Origin of the sequence: Pedococcus cremeus, assembly GCF_900111375.1 — a bacterium.
In the GTDB taxonomy this organism is placed as follows: domain Bacteria; phylum Actinomycetota; class Actinomycetes; order Actinomycetales; family Dermatophilaceae; genus Pedococcus_A; species Pedococcus_A cremeus.
Genome location: NZ_FOHB01000005.1, coordinates 264,647 through 285,464, shown reverse-complemented (window position 1 = coordinate 285,464; position 20,818 = coordinate 264,647). Strand labels below are relative to the sequence as shown.

At 72.6% G+C, this 20,818-nt stretch carries 15 protein-coding genes and 1 tRNA gene; 7 read left to right on the top strand and 9 right to left on the bottom strand.

Translation table 11 applies throughout. The annotated features are described in order from the left end of the window. Positions 1 to 48: 48 nt before the first annotated feature. The 3 genes from BMW78_RS12120 to BMW78_RS12110 form a co-directional block, all read right to left on the bottom strand. Positions 49 to 1,293: an alpha/beta hydrolase gene (locus BMW78_RS12120; protein WP_091759847.1), complete on the bottom strand. Its 1,245-nt coding sequence runs from the start codon at positions 1,291 to 1,293 to the stop codon at positions 49 to 51. A gap of 125 nt (positions 1,294 to 1,418) precedes the next feature. Further along, positions 1,419 to 1,919, bottom strand: coding sequence for a DUF1918 domain-containing protein (locus BMW78_RS21360; protein WP_177180369.1), 501 nt, complete (start codon positions 1,917 to 1,919; stop codon positions 1,419 to 1,421). Positions 1,920 to 2,249: 330 nt separating this feature from the next. After that, positions 2,250 to 3,599, bottom strand: coding sequence for an aminotransferase class I/II-fold pyridoxal phosphate-dependent enzyme (locus tag BMW78_RS12110; RefSeq protein WP_218144332.1), 1,350 nt, complete (start codon positions 3,597 to 3,599; stop codon positions 2,250 to 2,252). Between the two features lie 61 nt (positions 3,600 to 3,660). On the opposite strand from BMW78_RS12110, the gene BMW78_RS12105 reads away from it, so the two are divergent. Genes BMW78_RS12105 through BMW78_RS12095 form a run of 3 tightly spaced genes read left to right on the top strand, consistent with a single transcriptional unit; the run spans position 3,661 to position 8,017 of the window. Beyond that, positions 3,661 to 5,160: a CoA-acylating methylmalonate-semialdehyde dehydrogenase gene (locus BMW78_RS12105; protein WP_091759841.1), complete on the top strand. Its 1,500-nt coding sequence runs from the start codon at positions 3,661 to 3,663 to the stop codon at positions 5,158 to 5,160. Positions 5,161 to 5,196: 36 nt separating this feature from the next. Continuing rightward, the gene (locus BMW78_RS12100; protein ID WP_091759838.1) at positions 5,197 to 6,567 is read left to right on the top strand and encodes an aspartate aminotransferase family protein; all 1,371 of its coding nucleotides are present in this window, start codon (positions 5,197 to 5,199) and stop codon (positions 6,565 to 6,567) included. Between the two features lie 31 nt (positions 6,568 to 6,598). After that, entirely contained in the window at positions 6,599 to 8,017 is a 1,419-nt protein-coding gene (locus tag BMW78_RS12095) for an NAD(P)/FAD-dependent oxidoreductase (protein WP_425439056.1), read from the top strand. Positions 8,018 to 8,101: 84 nt separating this feature from the next. Here BMW78_RS12095 and BMW78_RS12090 read toward each other — a convergent pair whose 3' ends face one another. Next, on the bottom strand, positions 8,102 to 9,172 hold the full coding sequence (locus tag BMW78_RS12090) for a phosphotransferase family protein (protein ID WP_218144331.1): 1,071 nt from the start codon (positions 9,170 to 9,172) through the stop codon (positions 8,102 to 8,104). Next, positions 9,169 to 10,374, bottom strand: a complete 1,206-nt coding sequence (locus BMW78_RS12085; protein WP_091759831.1) for an acyl-CoA dehydrogenase family protein — start codon at positions 10,372 to 10,374, stop codon at positions 9,169 to 9,171. The genes BMW78_RS12090 and BMW78_RS12085 overlap by 4 nt, the downstream gene beginning before the upstream one ends. A 78-nt stretch (positions 10,375 to 10,452) precedes the next feature. Between BMW78_RS12085 and folP the strand changes: the two genes are divergently transcribed. Continuing rightward, a complete protein-coding gene (gene folP, locus BMW78_RS12080) occupies positions 10,453 to 11,370 on the top strand; it encodes a dihydropteroate synthase (RefSeq protein ID WP_425439055.1) in 918 nt (305 codons plus the stop codon). Positions 11,371 to 11,838: 468 nt separating this feature from the next. Then, the gene (locus tag BMW78_RS12075; RefSeq protein WP_056915917.1) at positions 11,839 to 12,042 is read left to right on the top strand and encodes a cold-shock protein; all 204 of its coding nucleotides are present in this window, start codon (positions 11,839 to 11,841) and stop codon (positions 12,040 to 12,042) included. A 182-nt stretch (positions 12,043 to 12,224) separates the two neighbouring features. Here the strand turns inward: BMW78_RS12075 and BMW78_RS12070 are convergent, their stop codons facing one another. Further along, complete coding sequence (locus BMW78_RS12070; RefSeq protein WP_177180368.1) at positions 12,225 to 14,138, bottom strand: penicillin-binding transpeptidase domain-containing protein; 1,914 nt, start codon at positions 14,136 to 14,138, stop codon at positions 12,225 to 12,227. Positions 14,139 to 14,439: 301 nt separating this feature from the next. On the opposite strand from BMW78_RS12070, the gene BMW78_RS12065 reads away from it, so the two are divergent. Both BMW78_RS12065 and BMW78_RS12060 read left to right on the top strand, forming a co-directional pair. Next, positions 14,440 to 16,068: an LCP family protein gene (locus BMW78_RS12065; protein ID WP_245735811.1), complete on the top strand. Its 1,629-nt coding sequence runs from the start codon at positions 14,440 to 14,442 to the stop codon at positions 16,066 to 16,068. Positions 16,069 to 16,270: 202 nt separating this feature from the next. After that, a tRNA-Ser gene (locus tag BMW78_RS12060) sits at positions 16,271 to 16,363 on the top strand. 138 nt (positions 16,364 to 16,501) lie between these two features. Here the strand turns inward: BMW78_RS12060 and BMW78_RS12055 are convergent. The 3 genes from BMW78_RS12055 to BMW78_RS12045 all read right to left on the bottom strand — a co-directional run bounded on the left by BMW78_RS12055 (position 16,502) and on the right by BMW78_RS12045 (position 20,813). Then, on the bottom strand, positions 16,502 to 17,758 hold the full coding sequence (locus BMW78_RS12055; RefSeq protein ID WP_091759824.1) for a bifunctional glycosyltransferase family 2/GtrA family protein: 1,257 nt from the start codon (positions 17,756 to 17,758) through the stop codon (positions 16,502 to 16,504). Then, positions 17,755 to 19,818 (bottom strand): glycosyltransferase family 39 protein, encoded by a 2,064-nt coding sequence (locus BMW78_RS12050; RefSeq protein ID WP_091759821.1) that lies wholly within the window; start codon positions 19,816 to 19,818, stop codon positions 17,755 to 17,757. Before BMW78_RS12050 ends, BMW78_RS12055 begins: the two co-directional genes overlap by 4 nt. Positions 19,819 to 19,898: 80 nt before the next feature. After that, the gene (locus BMW78_RS12045) at positions 19,899 to 20,813 is read right to left on the bottom strand and encodes an LLM class flavin-dependent oxidoreductase (RefSeq protein WP_091759818.1); all 915 of its coding nucleotides are present in this window, start codon (positions 20,811 to 20,813) and stop codon (positions 19,899 to 19,901) included. Between the last annotated feature and the right edge of the window lie 5 nt (positions 20,814 to 20,818).

Below are 20,818 nucleotides of genomic sequence, written 5' to 3'. Positions count from 1 at the left end.
ACCTCACCGCCGTAGGACCTCACCGCCGAAGGACCGCCCCGCGCGCCGTCAGCTCCCGGGCTTGGGGGTGGCCAACCGCAGGTACTGCCGCACGTCCGTGGTGTAGCGCTTGGCGTCGGTGTTCCAGGCCTCGGTGTGCTGGGCGCCGGGGAACACCTCGAGCCGCACCAGCTCCGGATGGGCCCGCTTCAGCCGCTGAGACACCGACAGGGGCACGACCGTGTCGTCGGACCCGTGGACGACCAGGGCCCGGATGCGCAGCCAGCTCGTGTCGTCGAGGTAGTCGACGGCCTTCCAGTCGAGGTCGTAGCGATGCGCAGCCATCTTCTCGGCGGCCCACAGCACCGAGGCCGGCACGGCACGTCCGCCGGGCAGCCCATGACGGGCCCCGTTCTCGACGGCCGCGGACAGCGACAGCATCGGCGAGTCGAGGATGATGCCTGAGACCATGGTGCGCCGGGTCGACTTCTCGAGGAACGACGCGACGATCGCCCCACCCATCGACTCCCCGACCAGCACGACGTTGCGGGCCCCCTGCTGCTGCGCCCAGTCGACGGCGGCCTCGAGGTCCTTCCACTCGGTCTGGCCGTACTGCAGCCGGCCGGACGGCTCGTTCGGTGCGCCGACGTCGCCCCGGTAGGTGATGGCCAGGACGGGTGTGCCGGCGGGGACGGCGGCGTTGACGAAGCGGAGGGCGTTGTTGCGGCTGCCGTTCTGGCCGTGCACGTAGATCGCGACGGTTCCGACTGCCCCGGGGCCCGCCGGGAAGTACCACGCGGGGAGCCGGCCCACCGTGACGTCCATCTTGGCCAGCGGGAAGGCCTGCGGCGGGTCGCCCATCCACACGTTGCGGTCGAGCGCCGCGGGCTGCCGCGCGAAGGGCGCGGTGCCCTGGAGCACCCTGAACGAACGCGTGACCGTGCCGTCCTTGTTGACCTTGGCTGGCCCGACCAGGCCGGTGCCGCCCTCCCAGGCCAGGCCGTAGGTCGCGGCCCCCGTGAAGCTGTCGCCGGCGTCGGGGCCGCGGCGCAGCTGCACCGACGTGCGGGTGACCTTGACGATTCGCACGTCGTCGAACGCCGGCATCGGCTGGGCCGGCGTCGAGGCGAGGGCGCCCGAGCCGATGCGGCCCGCGACGTACCAGCCGCCGGCGAGGTGGACCCCGGCGACGAGCACGACCGACAGGGCGACCAGCCAGAAGAACCACCGCACCGGCACGTGGTGGTGACGGTGCGGTGGGTGCCGCACCTGCTGGGGCGTGCGGGGCTGCTCCGGCGCCTGCAGTGTTGTCATGACATCCCCCTGTCCGTCGCCCGTCGACCCCCTGGTGGGCGACGGCTCACCGACCGGCTGCGACGTCCCCAGCACCCGCGTCCGCCGCGCACCACGTCCGCCCCCGCGGTGGGGGCGGTGTCGCCCTACCGCGGTCGCACGAACACGTCCGACTCCCCGGTGGCGGACTCGATGTCGTGGGTCGCCGTGTCGAGGAGCTCGTCGGCGAGGTGCCGCAGGGCCCGGGCGACCGCCACCTCGTCACCGATCCGGTTCGCCGGCCGGTCCTCCTCGCTGCGGTGGCTCTCACCACTCGCCATGAGGGCCTCCGGGGCGTCGGCGAGCAGGACGACCTTGGCCGTCGTGTCGTCGGCCGACTCGAAGATCGACACCCGGACCTGCCACTCCTTCACCGGCTTCGGTGGCGCCTCGGCGGCGGGTGCCGTGGCGCCCTCGCCGTGGCTCGAACCGATCCGCAGCACGGAACCAGGGCCCGGGTAGAGCAGGCCGGTGTGCCCGTCGCTCCACCGCACCAGGTAGGGGGGCGCACCGTCCTTTCCGCGTACCTCGAGGATCTCGCCGTCCCGGGTCGGCCGATCCACCTGCTCGCCGGCCAGAACGATGCGATCGCCCTTCTGCGCCTTCATGGTCAACACCTCCGTCAAGGCCACCTGCGTGGACTCTTCAGTGAAGAACAAGGCGCCGCAACGAGGGAGGGCCAGAGGTCCTAGGACAGGCCCCCTCCCGGCACCAGCGCCGGCCGGGCGCGGCTGGACCGAGGTCGTCCAACCGGCTCCCGACCAGCGTGGCACAGCGGGGGTCGGCCTGGTACGCGCTTTGCCGGATCCCCGCCCCAGAGGCGACCGCGTAGCGTCGTGGGCGACACCCAGACGTCCGCCTCACGGCGGCGGTGCGAAGGCCGGGGCACCCCCTGCTCTCCGGCCTTCGTGCTGTCCGGCCTTCGCCGGGTCCGAGGTCTACCGGACGCCCGGCCGCCACCCCGGCGTCCGGGCGGCGGCGGCGATCTCGGCGGCCAGCTCCGCGTGCCCGTCGCGGGCGAGCCCGACCGTGACGCGGACGTGGTCACCTTCCCCGGGCAGCAGGGTGAACGGCGACCCCGGCGTCACCCCGATGCCGGCGCTCGCCAGCCGGACCACCGCCGCGGTCTCGTCCTGCACCGGCACCCAGATGTTGATGCCCTCAGTGCCGTCGACCTCCACCCCGTGCCCCGCCAGCGCGTCGACGACCACGGCCCGGCGGTGGGCGTACTCCTGTGCCGCCTGCTCGACCTCCTCGACCGCGACCGGGTCGGTGAGCAGGCTCAGCAGGATGCGTTGCAGCAGCCGGCTGCTCCACCCCTGCCCCACCTGCCGCCGCGCCTCCAGGGCGCGCAGCAGGTCGGCCGGGGCGCTCAGGGCGGCGAGCCGCAGGTCCGGTCCGTGCGACTTGGAGAACGACCTGATGTATGCCGTGTGCTCCGGCCGCCAGCGGCCCAGGCTCACCGTCTCGCCGCCGAGAGCGGCGCCGGCCGAGTCGTCCTCGACCACCAGGGTCGTCGTGCCCTCGAGCAGGTCGGCGAGGGCGTGGGCCCGACGCTCGGTCAGGCTCACCCCGGTCGGGTTCTGCGCGCGCGGCTGGAGGAACACTGCTGCCACCGGCGCTCTGAGGGCATCGCGCAGGCCGTCGGGCTCCAGGCCCTCCTCGTCGACCCGCACGGGCACGACCTGCACGCCCACCGACTCGAGCAGGTCGACCATGGGCGGGAAGCAGGGGTGCTCGACGACGACCCGGTCGCCGAAGCGCAGCGCGGTGCGTGCCACCAGCTCCATGCCGTCCATGGCGCCGTCGACGACGGCGAGGCGCGGCACGGCATACGGCCACTGGGCCAGGAGCACCTCGGCGAGCTCGGGCAGCACCGGCTCGTCGAGGTAGCTCCCCGGCGTGCCGGCGGTGGTGAGCGAGGCGAGCGCGCGGCCGAGGCCGGGCAGCAGCTCGGCGTCGGGGACCCCGGTGGACAGGTCGAGGGCGAGGGCGGCGGGGCGCTCGAAGGCCTGCTGGTAGCGGCTGGCGGTGGGCCGCGACTGGTCGGTGACGGTCGTGCCGCGGCGGCCGTCGGTGCGCACCGCACCGGCACGTCCCAGTCGGCCCCAGGCGGCGCTGACGGTGGTGGGGGAGAGGGCGAGCTCGGAGGCCACGGTGCGGATCGGCGGGAGCCGGTCACCCGCCTGGAGGCCTCCCTCGCGGATGACCGCGGCCACAGCCTGGGCGAGTCCGCGGGCGCTGGGCTCGTCGAGGTGCTGCTCGATGGCGGAGAGGACGGCCTTCACGCTTTGTAACATAGCAACCGAACTATTGTGCCACCAGATGTCTGGGACGTACGGTCGCAGCATGACTGGCACGACCACGCGCATCTCCCACTGGATCGACGGACGCGAGAGCGCCGGCACCTCCGGCCGCACCGCCCCCGTCTTCAACCCCGCGACCGGGCAGCAGACCGCCGAGGTCGACCTCGCGAGCGCCGCCGAGGTCGACGCCGTCGTCGCGAGGGCCACCGCGGCCGCGCGCGCGTGGCGCAGCTCCTCGCTGTCGAAGCGCTCGGCCGTGCTGTTCGCGTTCCGCGAGCTGCTGCACGCGCGCACCGACGAGCTGGCGGCGATCATCACCGCCGAGCACGGCAAGGTGCTCTCCGACGCGGCCGGCGAGATCGCCCGGGGCCTGGAGAACGTCGAGTTCGCCACCGGCATCCCGCAGCTGCTCAAGGGTGGCTTCTCGGAGCAGGCCGCGACCGGCGTGGACGTCTACAACATCCGCCAGCCGCTGGGCGTCGTCGCCGGCATCACCCCGTTCAACTTCCCGGCCATGGTGCCGCTGTGGATGTGCGCCAACGCCATCGCGTGCGGCAACGCCTTCATCCTCAAGCCCAGCGAGAAGGACCCCTCGGCGTCGCTGTTCCTCGCCCAGCTGTGGAAGGAGGCCGGTCTGCCCGACGGCGTCTTCACCGTGCTGCACGGCGACAAGGAGGCCGTCGACGCGATCCTGACGCACCCCGGCATCGCAGCGGTGAGCTTCGTCGGCTCGACCCCGATCGCGAAGTACATCTACGAGACGGGCACCGCCCACGGCAAGCGGGTGCAGGCCCTCGGCGGCGCCAAGAACCACGCCCTCGTGCTGCCCGACGCCGACGTCGAGATGGCCGCCGACGCGGTGGTCGGCGCGGCATACGGTGCCGCCGGTGAGCGCTGCATGGCGCTCTCGGTGGCCGTCGCCGTCGGCGAGGTCGCCGACCCGCTGGTCGACGCGATCTCGGTGCGGCTGCCCAAGCTGACCGTCGGCGACGGCGCCGCGGCCGGCACCGACATGGGACCGCTCATCACCCGCGAGCACCGCGACAAGGTGGCCGGCTACATCGACGCCGGCGAGCGGGCCGGCGCCACGGTGGTCGTCGACGGCCGCGAGGCCGACGTGCCCAAGGACGGCTTTTTCCTCGGCACCACGCTGCTGGACAACGTGACTCCCGAGATGACGGTCTACACCGACGAGATCTTCGGCCCGGTGCTCGGCGTCGTGCGCGTCGCGACCTACGAGGAGGGGGTCGCCCTCATCAACGCCAACCGCTACGCCAACGGCACCGCCATCTTCACCCGTGACGGCGGCGCCGCCCGGCAGTTCCAGTTCGACGTCGAGGTCGGCATGGTCGGCATCAACGTGCCGATCCCCGTGCCGGTCGCCTACTACTCCTTCGGCGGCTGGAAGGACTCGCTCTTCGGTGACACCCACATGTACGGCCCGGAGGGCGTGAACTTCTACACCCGCGGCAAGGTCGTCACCTCGCGCTGGCCCGACCCGGCCACGTCGTCGGTCGACCTCGGCTTCCCGCGCACCCGCTGACCTGTTGAGCTTACGAGAAGCACGAGAAGGACGAGCATGACCGACACCCTCACCGGACTGGCCGGCGCCTCCGAGGAGCAGGTGCGCCGCGACGACCGCGCCCACGTCTTCCACTCATGGTCGGCGCAGGGCCTGATCGACCCGCTGCCGATCGCCTCGGCGGAGGGGTCGTACTTCACCGACTACAACGGCAACCGCTACCTCGACTTCTCGAGCCAGCTGGTCAACGTCAACATCGGCTACCAGCACCCCAAGCTGGTGGCGGCGATCCAGGAGCAGGCGGCGCGGCTCACCACGGTCAGTCCGGCGTTCGCCAACGACGCCCGCTCCGAGGCCGCCCGGCTCATCGCCGAGATCGCGCCCGGTGACCTGAACATGGTGTTCTTCACCAACGGCGGCGCCGAGGCCAACGAGAACGCCCTGCGCATGGCCCGCCTGCACACCGGCCGGCACAAGGTGCTCGCCGCCTACCGCAGCTACCACGGTGCCACCGCTGGCGCGATCGCCCTCACCGGCGACCCGCGCCGGTGGCCGTCAGAGCCGGGTATGCCGGGTGTGGTGCGGTACTGGGGCCCGTACCCCTACCGCTCGGCCTTCCACGCGACCTCCGAGGCGGAGGAGTCCGAGCGCGCGCTGCAGCACCTGCGCGACGTCATCATGGTCGAGGGCCCGCAGACCGTCGCGGCGGTCATCCTCGAGACCGTCGTCGGCACCAACGGCATCCTGGTGCCCCCGCCGGGCTACCTCCAGGGCGTCCGCGAGATCTGCGACGAGTTCGGGATCGTCATGATCGCCGACGAGGTCATGGCCGGCTTCGGCCGTTGCGGTGAGTGGTTCGCCGTCGACCACTGGGGCGTCACGCCCGACCTCATCACCTTCGCCAAGGGCGTCAACTCCGGCTACGTGCCGCTCGGCGGCGTGGTCATCTCCGACCGCATCGCGGCCACGTTCTCGGAGCGGCCCTACCCGGGCGGGCTGACCTACTCCGGACACCCGCTGGCGTGTGCATCGGCCGTGGCGTCGATCGAGATCTTCCGCGAGGAGGGCATCGTCGAGCACGCCCGCGCTCTCGGCGAGGAGGTCATCGGCCCCGAGCTGCGGGCGCTCGCCGAGCGGCACCCCTCGGTCGGCGACGTGCGCGGCCTCGGGGTCTTCTGGGCCCTGGAGCTGGTGCGTGACAGGGACACCCGCGAGCCGCTGGTGCCGTTCAACGCGGCCGGGGCGGATGCCGCGCCGATGAACGAGTTCGCGGCCGCGTGCAAGCAGCGCGGGCTGTGGCCGTTCACCCACTTCAACCGCACCCATGTCGTGCCCCCGTGCACCACGACGGCCGACGAGGTGCGTGAGGGGATCGCCATCCTCGACGAGGCGCTCGCGGTCGCCGACCGCCACACCACCGCGGGCTGACGTGGTTGCCGCGCAGCCCGGGGGCACCGGGCTGCCCGGGCGGCCCAGCCCCCGTGGGCAGTTCGGCCACCTCGGGCACCCGTCGCTCGTCGACGCCGAGCCCGGCGTCTTCTGGCTCGAGCAGCCGGGACGCCCTGCCCCGCGTCCGCCGCTGGAGGCCTCGACCGACGCCGACCTGGTCGTGGTGGGCGGTGGCTACACCGGCCTGTGGACCGCGCTGCTCGCCAAGGAGCGACACCCCGGCCGCGACGTGCTGCTGCTCGAGGCCGGCCGCATCGGTTGGGCGGCCTCCGGGCGCAACGGCGGCTTCTGCTCCGCGAGCCTGACCCACGGCGAGGCCAACGGGCGCGCCCGGTGGCCTGAGGAGTACGCCACCCTCGACCGGCTGGGCCGCGAGAACCTTGACGCGATCGAGGACACCATCGACCGCTACGGCATCGACTGCGACTTCGAGCGCACCGGTGAGCTGACCGTGGCCACGGCGCCGCACGAGGTCGCGTGGCTGGAGGAGGCGGCAGCCGAGGGCAGCGGTGAGCTCCTCGACCGGGCCGCCGTGCGCGCCGAGCTCGACTCCCCGACCTACCTCGCGGGACTGCGGGACCCGGACGGCACGGCGCTGGTCGACCCCGCCCGGCTGGCCTGGGGTCTCGCCCGGGCCGCCGAGTCGCTCGGGGTGCGGATCGCCGAGGGCACCCGCGTCGCCGGCCTGACCCGGCACGGCGCCGGCGTACGGCTCGAGACGCACACCGGCGCCGTCGTCACCGCCAGGCACGTGGCTCTGGGGACGAACGCGTTCCCCTCGCTGCTGCGCCGGGTCAGCCTGCACACCGTGCCCGTCTACGACTACGTCCTGATGACCGAGCCGCTCACCGACGAGCAGCTCGCCTCGATCGGCTGGCAGTCACGGGCAGGAGTGGGTGACTCGGCGAACCAGTTCCACTACTACCGGCTGACCCGTGACAACCGGATCCTGTGGGGCGGCTACGACGCGGTCTACCACTACGGCCGCCGCGTGGACCCGCGTCGCGACCAGCGGCCGGAGACGCACCGCAAGCTCGCGGAGCACTTCTTCGAGACGTTCCCCCAGCTCGAGGGGCTGCGGTTCACCCACCGCTGGGGCGGGGCGATCGACACCTGCACCCGGTTCAGCGCCTTCTTCGGCACGGCGATGGGAGGGCGCGTCTCCTACGCCCTGGGCTACACCGGCCTGGGTGTCGGCGCGACCCGGTTCGGTGCCCGGGTCATGCTCGACCTGCTCGACGGCCGGCGGTCCGAGGTGACCGAGCTCGAGATGGTGCGCCGACGCCCGCTGCCGTTCCCGCCGGAGCCCTTCGCCTGGGCGGGGATCCAGCTGACCCGGTGGTCGCTGGCCCGGGCCGATGCGAAGGCCGGCCGGCGCAACGCCTGGCTGCGCACCCTCGACCGCCTCGGCCTCGGCTTCGACAGCTGACCCACCTCCCGACTTCTGGCCACCGCCTCGGCATCCGACCGGCTCAGCGGGGGGTCGACGGCGAGTGAGTGGCCAGAAGTCGGGTCAGGCCAGGTGGGCCAGCGCGCGCTCCACCAGCAGCGGGACGGCGGGGCCGACGCGGTCGTAGCCCTCGCCCAGCGACTTCCCGGCGAGGTACCGGGCATGCACGCCCTCGAGGATGACCGCGAGCCGCCAGTCGGTGAAGGCCCGGTAGAACGCGAGGTGCGACAGGTCGCGCCCGGTGCGCGCGGCATACCGATCGGCGATCTCGTCGCCGGTGGGGAAGCCCTCCAGGTCGGTGAGCCCCTGGGCCACCGGGACGGCGCTGCCGTCCTCGCCCGGCCCGCTCCAGTAGGTGAGCCAGGTGGCCAGGTCGGCGAGGGGGTCGCCGAGGGTCGAGAGCTCCCAGTCGACGACCGCGGCCACGCGCGGGGTCTCGTCGGTGCTGATGATGGTGTTGTCGAGGCGGTAGTCGCCGTGCACGAGGGTGGTCTCGGCCTGGTGCGGCTGCTGCCGGGCGAGCGCGGTGAGGAGCTCTGGCATGCCGGCGACCTCCCGGGTGCGGCTGGCCTCCCACTGCGCGGTCCAGCGGCGCAGCTGGCGCTCGACGTAGCCGCCGTGGCGTCCGAAGTCGGCCAGCCCGGTGGCCTCGAGGTCGACCGCGTGGATGCGGGCGAGCACCTCGACGAGGTCGTCGGCGAGGGCCCGTCGCTGCTCTGCCGTCAGGCGCGCGGTCTGCCCCGGGTCGCGAAAGACCTCACCGTCGACCTCGGCCATGACGTAGAAGGGAGCGCCCGCGACCTCGGGGTCGTCACACAGGGCGAGGACCTGGGGCACCGGTACGTCGGTGTCCTGCAGGGCCGAGAGCACGCGGTGCTCGCGCGCCATGTCGTGCGCGCTCGGCAGCAGCTTCCCGAGCGGCGGCCGGCGCACGATCACCGTGGCCTGCTCGCCCCGCACTCGGTAGGTGAGGTTGGACAGGCCGCCCGAGATGACCTGGGCGCGCCAGTCGTCCCCGAGCTGGGGCAGCCTCCCCGAGGCCCAGCGCGTGAAGGTCTCGCGGGGCAGCCCGGGCGTCTCCTCGCTGGGCAGCCCGGGGGTCTCCTCGAGTGGCTTCCCCTCGGCACCGCTCACGCCCGCTTCTCCCTCGCGGCGATGCGGGCGGCGGCTCGCCGGGCGGCCCGCTTGGCAATCGACATCTTGTGCACCTCGGTGGCGCCGTCGTAGATGCGGAACGACCTGATGTCGCGGTAGATCCGGCCGAGGACGAGCTCCTCGGACGTACCCATCCCACCGGCGAGCTGCACCGCCCGGTCGACGACCCGGCAGGCCGCCTCGGAGACGAACACCTTGGCGCGCGAGGACTCCTCGCTCGTCCGGCTGCCCTCGGCCAGCACCCACGAGGTCTGCCACAGGATCGCCCGGGCGGCGGCGAGGTCGATCTCGTTCTCGGCGATGAGCGACTGCGCCATGCCGAGGTCGCTCAGCCGCGAGCCGAAGAGCTCGCGCTCCACGGACCGCTCGACCGCGATGTCGTGCGCCCGGCGGGCCGCACCGAGCCACCGCATGCAGTGCGTGAGACGTGCCGGGGCGAGGCGCACCTGGGCGGCTGCGAAGCCGCTGCCGGGCTCACCGAGCACGTCCGCGTCGGGCACGAAGCAGTCGCGCAGGGAGATCCGGAGGTGCCCGCCGAGGAAGGTGCCGTCGATCGTGTTGAGGTGCTCGCCGAGCACGAAGCCCGGGTTGTCGGTCGGCGTCAGGAACATCGTGGCGCCCTCGGGCACGTCGTCGCCCTCGTTGCGCGCCATGACGATCGAGAAGGCCGCACCCTGGGCGCCCGTGATGAGCCACTTCTCGCCGTTCAGCACCCAGCCCCCGTCGACCCGATGGGCGGTGGTGCGCAGCGCGGACGGGTCGGAGCCGGCACCCGGCGGGGGCTCGGTCATGGCGAAGCAGGAACGCACCTCTCCTGAGACCAGCGGCTCGAGGTACCTCGCCTGCTGTTCGGGGGTGCCGGTCATGTGGAGCAGGTGGATGTTGCCCTCGTCGGGAGCGGCGCAGTTGAGGGCCACCGGGCCGAGCAGGCTGTAGCCCGCCTCCTCCAGCAGCACCGCCGCCTCGTCGAACCGGAAGCCGCCGCCGCCGAGCGACGCCGGGGCCTGCGGCGCGAACACGCCGGCCGCCTTCGCCCGGCTCTGCAGCTCGAGCCGGAGCTCGTCGGTGAACCCCTCTCGGAACACCTGCTGCTCGACGGGGACCACCTCGTTCGCCACGAAGTCGGCGATGCGTCGGCGCTGCTCCTCGACGTGCGGGGAGATGGTGAAGTCGAAGGCCATTCACCGAGCCTAGCCAGAGCGGCCGGGTGTGGCCCGCCCTCCCGCGCCCGGGCGGCGGCCCGGTGCGAGGATGGCGCCGTGGAGCTGCCCGAGCCGCGTGACCTCGACCTCCCTCGCACGCCGCCCCTGGTGCTGAGGGGCCAGGTGTTCGACGCCTCCCGGCCCGCGGTCATGGCCATAGTCAACCGCACGAGCGACTCCTTCTTCGCGAACAACCGGCACGCCGACCTCGACTCGGCCAAGGCCGCCCTCGACCGGGCGGTCGAGGCGGGTGCCGACATCGTCGACGTCGGTGGCGTGCGGGCCGGTCAGGAGGGTGAGCAGGTCGACACCCAGCAGGAGATGGACCGCGTGCTGCCCTTCCTCGCGCACGCCCGGGAGCAGTACCCCGACCTGGTGCTCAGCCTCGACACGTGGCGCTCCGAGGTCGCCCGCGAGGCCGGCCGGTTCGGCCTCGACCTGGTCAACGACACCTGGGCCGGGCACGACCCCGAGCTGGTGTCGGTCGCCGCGCAGGTCGGGGCCGGGGTCGTGTGCTCCCACACGGGCGGCCTTCCGCCGCGGACCGACCCGCACGCAGTGACGTACCCGCCCGAGCCCACCGGCGTGGTCGTCGACGTGCTGCGCACCCTCGCCGAAGGCGCGCACCGGGCCGAGCAGGCCGGCATACCGGCGGAGCGGGTCCTGGTCGACCCGACCCTGGACTTCGGCAAGACCACGGCGCACTCCCTGCAGCTCCTGCGGCACACGGCCGACCTCACGGCACTCGGGTACCCGATCCTGCAGGCGCTGTCCCGCAAGGACTTCGTGGGCGAGTCGCTCGACCTGCCACCCGACGAGCGGCTCGAGGGGACGCTCGCGGCGACGGCCGTGGCGGCGTGGCTCGGGGCGACCGTCTTCCGGGCCCACGACGTGCAGGCGACGCGTCGGGTGGTCGACATGGTGGCTGTGATCCGCGGCGACCGGCCGCCCCGGCTGGCCGTGCGCGGCACCTGACGACTCGCGCACGGAGGCCGGGGCCTCCTGGGCCCCAGCCCCCGCTCGTCTGCGCTTCCCCCGAGGCGCAGAGCTTCACCTCGCCGGCCCCGCCGGCCGGCGGTGGTTCGTGGCACACCGTGTCACGGTGTCTGACCTGCGGCGATCGTCGGACCAGGGTTCTGGATGAAGGACGGAGAGAAAATCACCCGTTCGGTCCAGCCGCTGTGCACCATGTGCGGTGATTGACCTGAACAGTCCTTTACCCTCTTCGCCGCAACTCAGCCCACGATCGGGGGATCATGCGTGCTAGCGTCTGTCGCGGTTGCAGTTGCAGTTCCTCGCAGGACGAAGAAGTGCCCGCCCCAGCACCACCGGAGCGGGCTGTTTTCATCTGAGGCGGGCATGTCCCGTCGTGGGGGTGAGTGCGGCAGCCGGGGATCTCACGAGGTGTGGGATTCCGTTGGCTATCAAGGAAAGAGTTACCCCATGGCACAGGGAACCGTTAAGTGGTTCAACGCTGAGAAGGGCTTCGGCTTCATCGCTCAGGACGGTGGCGGCCCGGACGTGTTCGTCCACTACTCGGCCATCGACTCCTCGGGCTACCGCTCGCTGGACGAGGCTCAGCGCGTGGAGTTCGAGGTCACCCAGGGCCCGAAGGGCCCGCAGGCTGACGCCGTTCGCCCGATCTGATCGAGGACTGCTCGACCAACAGTCTTTGAGCGAGGCCCCCACCGGATTCCCTTCCGGTGGGGGCCTCGTCGTGTATGCCGTGCGTCCGCTCTCGTCGTCGGCGCGCCGTCAGGGGCGCGCCGACGTGGGCGCCGCGGTGGCCCGCCCCGGTCGCGCCGCGGTCGCGCCCCCAGCCTCTCGCGTCAGCCCTTGGCCAGGCGCGTGAGGAAGTCCTTGGCCACCGGGGCGGCCACGGTGCCACCGCTCTTGCCCTTCTCGACGAGCACCGCGAACGCCACGTCACCCTGGTAGCCCACGAACCACGCGTGCGTCTCGGGCGGGTTCTGGCTGCCGAACTCCGCCGTGCCGGTCTTGCCGTGCACCGGGCCGCCCGGGGTGTCCTTCATGACCGTGCCGGTGCCGCCGGTCACGACCTGACGCATCAGGGTGCGCAGCTGGGCGACGACGGCGCCGTCGAGCGGCTGGGGGGCGCGGCTTCCCGGCTGCTTCGGGTCGGTGACGAGCGCCGGCGGGATGGAGGAGCCGCGCGCGACACTCGAGGCCATGACGGCGAGGGCCAGCGGCGAGACCTCGTTGCGACCCTGGCCGATGGCGGCCGACGCCTTGTCGGTCTTGCCGTTGTTGACCGGGATGCTGCCGTCGAAGGCGTTGGCGACGCCGAGCGACTTCGCCCAGCCCGCACCGATGCCCAGCTTCTTGGCCGCCGCGGCGAGGTCACCGTCCCCGAGCTTGGCCGCGAGGTCGATGAACGCCGTGTTGCACGAGTGCGCGAAGTCCTCGGCGAAGTCGGGGGAACCCAGCGTCTCGCCCTCGTAGTTCTTGTAGGTGCGGCCGTCGACGACGGTGGTCTTGGGGCAGGCGACCGGGGTGGTCGGCGCGACCTTGCCCTGGCTGAGCAGGCTCAGGGTCGTGGCGACCTTGAAGGACGACCCGGGCGGGTAGTGGCCGGTGATGGCGCGGTCGATCCCGAGCTCGGGCGAGTTGGCCGACGCGAGAACGTCGCCGGTCTTCACGTCGACGGCCACCAGGGCAGACGGCACGTCACCGGTGCGGGCGAGGGCGGCCTCGGCCGCCGTCTGCACGCGCGGGTCCAGGGTGAGCTGCACGTCCTTGCCGTCCGTCGTGGGCTTCTCGAAGAGGGGGCGGTCCGGGCTGCCGCTCGAGGTGACGGTGACACCGGGTGTGCCGGCGAGCACCGAGTCGTACTGCCCCTGGAGGCCGCTGAGCCCGGCGTAGTCGCCCGCGGCATACCGGCCCTGGCTCTTGGCCACGACCTCGCCACTGACCGGTCCGTAGGAACCCAGCAGCGGCTGGCCGAAGGTGCGGGTGCGCCCGAGCGGCTGCTGGCGCGCCGGGTAGATGACACCCTTGAGGGCGTCGAGCTCCTTGCGCCTGGCGTCGAAGTCCGACTGCCGGTAGGTGATCACCGCGATGGGGGACTGGCTGCCCGACTTCTTGGCCGCCTCGAGCTTCTTCACCAGCGACCCCTTCGGCTCGTCGACGATCGTCTCGAGGGCCGTGGCCGTCTCGGTGGTCGCGCGGGACGGGTCGAGCTGCACGGGGTAGACCTTGCCGAGCGGCATCAGCGGGTCGCCCTTGGCGTCGAGCAGGTCGCCCCGCTTGCCCTGGGTGCGGGTCGCGGTGAGCTTCTCGCCGGCCTTCAGCTGGGGGTGCCACCAGCTGCCGGAGGCGGCCGGCTGCACCGCCCAGCCGTCTGCCGTCTCACCGACGCTGACCGGCGCGCGGTAGCTCCAGGGCACGGAGCCGGGCAGGGTCCACGTCACGTCGAGCACGGCGTCGGCGGTCTTGCCGTTGCGGTCGAGGCTCGCCACGGAGACTTTCACGGGGCCGGACCCCAGCCCCGACGTCGCCGTCGTGAAGTCCTTCTTGACGTCGGCCGGGGTGGTGCCGGCGAAGCGCAGCGACGCGGTGTCGAAGGACCGCTTCTGCCAGGCAGCGGCGAAGGACTGCACTGCCGCGCGGGCCTGCTCGTCGCGTTGCTGCTCCTGCGACGTGTGCCGCCACCAGAGCCCGCCGGCTGCCGCCGCGACGACGAAGACCCCCACCAGGGTTGCGATGACCGTTCGTTTCCCCATGGATACATACAACCGCATCGCGACCCGCCACCCGGTACGGGGCGTCCGGGGCCCGGGGCCCGGGGGTTGGGGGAGGTCCCTGCGGTGAGGAATCCGGGAGTCCGGCGGGGAGTCCGGCGGGGGAGTCCGGTGCGGAGACGTCCCACGACGGGCGCAACCTTCGAGCAGGCCTGCGCGTCTGTGGTCGTGGGACCATGTGACGTCCGTCATCTCTAGGTTGGCCGTCTACACTCCCCGAGGCGCGGTGTGCCCGCGCGCGTCCTTCGGGACAAGCATGTTGTTCGACGAGAGAGGTCCCCCTGTGAGCGAGCCCACGCCCGGCTCTGGCCCGAGCGAGCCCGGGGACAGCTCGGCGTCGAGCCCGCAGGTGGGCCCCAGCGAGACCCACCCCACGGAGTCGCACACGGGCCCCGAGGCGGGGACGGGGGAGCCGCCCCTCCGGCGTCGCTCCGACCGCCACAAGGACCACAAGCACCCGTGGCTGCGCCGCGGCGGCATCGCGGTCGCGGCAGCCCTGGCCGTCATCCTCGTGCTGAGCGTCGTCGCCTACGTGAAGCTCACCGGGAACATCAACCGCATCGACATCACCGAAGCCCTCGGCAAGCGGCCGCAGAAGCAGGCCACCACCGACGTCAACACCAAGCTGGGCCCGATGAACATCATGGTGATGGGCTCGGACACCCGCGCCGGGTCGGGCAACGACAAGTACGGCTCCAGCGGCTCCATCTCCGGGGCGCGCTCCGACACGAACCTGGTCGTGCACCTCTCCGCCGACCGGAAGTCGGCCGTTGTGGTGTCCATCCCGCGCGACTCGATGACCAAGGCGCCGCGCAGCTGCTCCGACAAGGAGTGGTCGCCCGACACCGGCGTGGTCCGGCAGTGGAACGCCAACTTCACCCTGGGGCAGGAGGCGTGCGTCATCAAGACGTTCGAGGGCCTGACCGGGATCTACATCGACCACTTCGTCGTGATCGACTTCCGCGGGTTCCAGAGCATGGTCGACGCCCTCGGTGGCGTCACGGTGTGCACGCCGGTGCCGATCGACGACAAGGAGGCCAAGCTGGTCCTGCCGGCCGGGAAGACGAAGGTCAACGGCAAGCAGGCCCTCGGCTACGTCCGGGTTCGCAAGACCGTCGGCGACGGCTCGGACATCAGCCGCATCAACCGGCAGCAGGCGTTCCTCTCCTCGGTCGTGCAGGAGGCCACGAGCTCCTCGCTCCTGCTGCGCCCCGACAAGCTGTTCCGCTTCCTCGACGCGGCCACCCACTCGATGACGACCGACAGCGACTTCGGCATCGGCAACATGCGCGACGTCGCACAGAGCGTGGCGCGCATCGGCATGGACCAGATCCGGTTCGTCACCGTGCCGATCGAGGCCTACCCGGCCGACAAGAACCGGGTCCAGTGGGCGCCCGCCGCCGACGCGCTGTGGGAGGCGATCCGCGAGGACAAGCCGCTTCCCGGCCAGAAGCCGCCGCCCGGCACCAAGACCCCGACCCCCACGCCGACGACCTCCGAGCCGCTGACCGTGGCGCCCAACCTCATCCGCGTCCGGGTGACCAACGACTCGGGTGCCGCGGGTCTGGCCCGTCAGGCCGCTGGCGCCCTCGAGGTGCAGGGCTTCCGGATCCAGGGCTACGTCAACGGCACCGGCGTGCCCGGAAAGGGCACGGTGGTCCGTTACGGGAAGGGCATGAAGGAGGCCGCCCGCACGGTGGCCGCCGCCTTCCCGGGCGCGAAGATCCGCCAGGACGACCAGCTCGGCTCGACGATCGAGGTCAGCGTCGGCCAGGGGTCGAAGGACGTCGTCGAGGTGCCCAACCGCATCGGCAACAAGCCCATCCCCTCGCCGACGGTGACGGCCCCGCCGGTGCCCACCTCGACCGTCACGATCAAGGCGCGCACGGCCAACCAGGACATCTGCAGCTGACGCCCACCGTGGGCGTGCAGAACGTCCCGTCAGCCGCCACGGCGGAGAGCCGGTATGCTGTGTCACGGCTGCGCGGTCGTCTCGCCGCGGGTGGGTGACGGTCGGTGGCCACCGGGTGTCGGGGGTGTTTTGCTCCGGCGCGCAGGGTGCGGATACCCTGTGCGGGCCCGGTCGACTCGCGCGTGCGACGATGTCCGGGCGTGGAGGCGTCGCCTAGTCCGGTCTATGGCGCCGCACTGCTAATGCGGTTTGGGCTAACCGCCCATCGAGGGTTCAAATCCCTCCGCCTCCGCCAACATGACAGCAGCCCCTGGTGCCGCCTTCGGCGCCAGGGGCTGCTGTCATGTTGGCTTCGGCGACCCCGTGGGATTTGGGAGGAGCGAGCGAGGAACGAGCGAGCGACGGTTCCCTCCGCCTCCCTCGGCGAGGCGCCTCAGCGGGCGGCCTCGACGACCTGTGCCTCGTTGGCCTCGACGACCCGAGCCTCGTCGGGCTCGACGGACTCGGGGTCCCGAGACCGGACGGTCGAACCAGCCGGCCGGAAGATCCAGCGACGCATGGCGACGAACCGCACCACCGTCGACACCGCCGTCGCCCCGGCCAGCACGCCCGTCTCGAGCCAGGTCGGTGCACCCGGCGCCCACAGCCCGAGCAGGCCGAGTGCGCCGGAGGTCATCAGCAGGGTGAGCGCGAACACCGCCAGCCCTTGGGCCTGCTGGCGGGCCGCCCGCTCGCGCCCGCGCATCCCGAACGTCCAACGCCGGTTCATCGCCGTGTTGGCCATGGTGGCGACGGCGAGGGCCGCGAGGTTGGCGACCTGCGCGGACTCGACGCCGAGCCGGAGCAGCGCGAAGAGGCCGAGGTGGAGCACGGTGCTGACGACGCCGACCCCGGCGAACCGCACGAGCTGGTCGCCGAGCCGGGCGCCGTTGTCTCCGCGGCCGATGCGGGCGGCGAGGTCGTCGACCGGCAGCGAACCGCTCGAGAGCGCTCGGCGCACTCGGGCCACGCCCCGCAGGTCGTCGAGGGCGGTGCTGACGATGTCGACCCGCGAGTCGGGGTCGTCGTACCAGTCGACGGGCACCTCGTGGATGCGCAGCCGGCTGCGCTCGGCGAGCACGAGAAGCTCGGTGTCGAAGAACCACGACGTGTCCTCGACCAGCGGCAGCAGCTCGGCGGCGACGTCGGCGCGGATGGCCTTGAACCCGCACTGGGCGTCGCTGAACCGGGCGCCGAGCGATGCCCGCAGCACCAGGTTGTAGCAGCGGGAGATGAGCTCACGCTTCGGCCCGCGCACCACGCGGGAGCTGCGGTGCAGCCGCGTGCCGATGGCGAGGTCGGAGTGGCCGGACATGAGCGGCGCGACCAGCGGCCACAGGGCATCGAGGTCGGTGGAGAGGTCGACGTCCATGTAGGCCAGGATCGGCGCGTCGGACGCCAGCCACACCGCCTTGAGCGCCCGCCCCCGCCCCTTCTGCTCGAGCCTCACCGGCGCGACCGCGGCGTACTCAGCTGCCAGCGCGCAGGCCACCTGCCAGGTGTCGTCGGTGCTGGCGTTGTCGGCCACGGTGATGCGGAAGGGGTAGGGGAAGGTCTGCACGAGGTGGTCGTGCAGCCGCGTGACACAGGCCCGCAGGGTGTGCTGCTCGTTGTGGACGGGCACCACCACGTCCAGCACCGGCGCGGTCATGACGTCGCCGCCGTCGAGGAGGTCGTCGACGAGGTCGCCGCACCGGCCGGCTGGGTGAGGTCGTAGAAGGTGGACCCGCCGATCGTCACCGCGGTGAAGCTCTCCTGCACCCAGGTGCTGATCTGGCTGCCGGTGCCCAACCCCCCGAGGCCGCCGGGGCCGCCGCCGCCGGGCCCACCAAAGCCGACACCCCGGCCACCGCTGCTCGCGGCGAAGTAGTGGATCTTCCCCTGCTGCACCCAGGCCTGGAACTGCGCGAGGGTCGGCGACGGGTCGCTGCCGTTGAACCCGCCGATGGCCATGACGGGGAAGTTGGTGGCGAGCTGCAGGCCTGCGGCGTTCTGCGACCCGATGGCCGCCGCCACCCAGGTGTAGCGGGAGGCGTTCGCGCTGAGGGCCGAGACCACCGCGGTGTCGGGCGTCGAGGTGTCGAGCAGCCCGCCCGGGCCGCCACCGCGACCGGTCGGGGCGCCGCCGGCGGGCGCACCACCGGCCTGCACGCCCGGCATACCTCCCGGACCCCGGCCACCGGCGCTGGCCGGGCCGGCGGTCACGATGGAACCGGTGTGCGGGCTCGCAACGGTCGAGAGGCTGTAGGCCGCGGGACCGGCCAGCGCCGCGACGAGCGCGGTGGCGACCACCGCCGGCACCCACCGGCGGTGCAGCTGCGTGATGGCGAGGAGCAGGAGCGCCGAGGCCATGCCGAGAGCCAGCACCGCGACCCGCAGCCACGGCACCCAGTCGACGCGCGAGAGCAGGATGAACCCCCACGTCGCCGCCGCGGCGGTGGCCGCCGCCAGCGCGATCGAGCCCACCGGGTGGCGCCGGTGCTCCCACGCCTCCGTCGCGCCCATGCCCACCAGCGCGGCCACGGCCGGCGCCAGCGCCACCGTGTAGTACTCGTGGAAGATGCCGGCCATGAGCGAGAAGGTCAGGCCGGTGACGAGCAGCCAACCGCCCCAGACCACGTATGCCGCGCGGCGGGGGTCCGTGCGCGGGGCCCGGCCGCGCAGGTAGAGCCCGACAGCGAGCAGGATCAGGGCAGAGGGGATCAGCCATGAGATCTGCCCGCCGATGGCACTGCTGAACATGCGGGTCAGCCCCGGCTGGCCCCACCCGTTGCCGCCGCCGACGGAGCCGGTCTCGTCACCGCTCAGGCGGCCGAGGCCGTTGTAGCCGAAGGTCACCGACAGGAACGAGTTGTCCTGGCTGCCACCGATGTAGGGGCGCATGCTCGCCGGGACCAGCTCCACGAGCGCGACCCACCAGCCGGCGCTGAGCACCATGGCTGCACTGCCGAGAAGGGCCCCGGTGACACGCCGGCGCAGGGTCGTGTCGGCGAAGAGGAGGTAGGCCAGCCCGAACGCCGGCACGACGAGCAGCACCTGCAGCGCCTTGGTGAGGAAGCCGAGGCCGATGAGGACGCCCACGATGGCGAACCACTTCGGCGAGCCCTGCTCGATGGAGCGCAGCGTCGCCCAGGCGCCGAGCGCCATGAGCAGCACGAGCAGCGCGTCGGGGTTGTTGAAGCGGAACATCAGCACGGCAACTGGTGTGAGGGCCAGCACCGCACCGCTCAGCAGGCCGGCGGCCGCACCGAAGTGTCGCTTCACCGTGGCGTGGACGACGCCGACCGTCGCGACCCCCATGACGACCTCGGGCAGCAGGATGGAGAAGGAGCTGAGGCCGAAGGCCCGCACTGACAGGGCCATCACCCACAGGGCGGCCGGCGGCTTGTCGACGGTGATGGAGTTGCCGGCGTCCGACGAGCCGAACAGGAACGCCTCCCAGCTCTGGCTTCCGGCCTGCACGGCTGCGGAGTAGAACGCGTTGGCCCAGCCGCTCGACGTGAGGTTCCAGACGTACAGCAGCGTGGTGGCCAGCAGCAGCCCCAACAGGGCGGGGCGGGCCCACGACGGGTCCTCAGCCGGGCCGCGCCAGAAGCGGCGCACGCGGCTGTCGTCAGGGGCGGTGGCCGTCGCGGGCGCCTGCTCGAGGCGGGCGGACCGGGGGCTGGGCGCTGGGGGAGCGCTGCGTGGGAGGGCTGTCGTCGTGTCCATGCCTCCACGCTCGGGGCCACCACTGTGCGCCTCCTGTGACGTGGCTGAGGTGCGCCGGTGTCCTCCGAGGGGTTAGAAGCTCACGCGTCGAGCAGCACCACCGCCTCGCCCACCACCTCGATCGACTGCTCGGTGATGGGGTCGAGCACCAGCTGCACGTGGCTCGCCCCCGCCTGGGCCATCGCGTGGACGTGCTCGGCGATGGCCTGCGGTGTGCCGACCACGGGTGCGACGGGGCGGTTGTAGGTCTCACCCATGAGGCGCCCGCCGCCGTCGGGCAGCTGCACCAGCACCGCTGCCGTGGCCGCGACCTCGCCGGGCCCCCGACCGGCTGCGGCAGCAGCCTCCTCGACCCGCTCCCGCAGCTCGCCGAAACCGGCGGCGCTGTTGCCGTAGTCGCTCCACCACACGTTCCAGGCGTCCACGTGGGGGAGTCCGATGCCCAGCATGCGCGGGCCGACCGAGCCGAGCATGAGCGGCGGGCCGCCCGGCCGCACCGGCATGGGGTCGAGCACGCAGTCGTCGACGTCGTAGAACCGGCCGTGGAAGTCGACCCGCCCCTCCCGCAGCAGCGTGCGGATGACGGTGAACGCCTCCTCGAAGCGGGAGACCCGTCGGTCGAAGGGGTGGCCGAAGGCCCGGTACTCCCGCTCGTTCCAGCCGGCGCCGAGCCCGAGCACCAGCCGCCCACCGGAGATGGCGTCGACGGTGGCCGCCTGCTTGGCCAGCATCGCCGGGGTGTGGAAGCCGGTCGAGGCGACGAGCGGGCCGATCTCGATGCGCGAGGTCACGGCGGCGATGGCGGCCAGGGAGGTCCACACCTCCCAGGGGCCGCGTGTGATGCCGCCGGGGAGGTCGTAGAGCAGGTGGTCGCCGAGCCACAGCGAGTCCAGGGCCGCAGCCTCGGCGGTCCGCGCCATCGAGAACAGCTCCGGCCAGCCCACCGGTCGCTCGACCTCGGGCAGCTGGACTCCGACGCGGCACGGGCGGCTCATGCCGC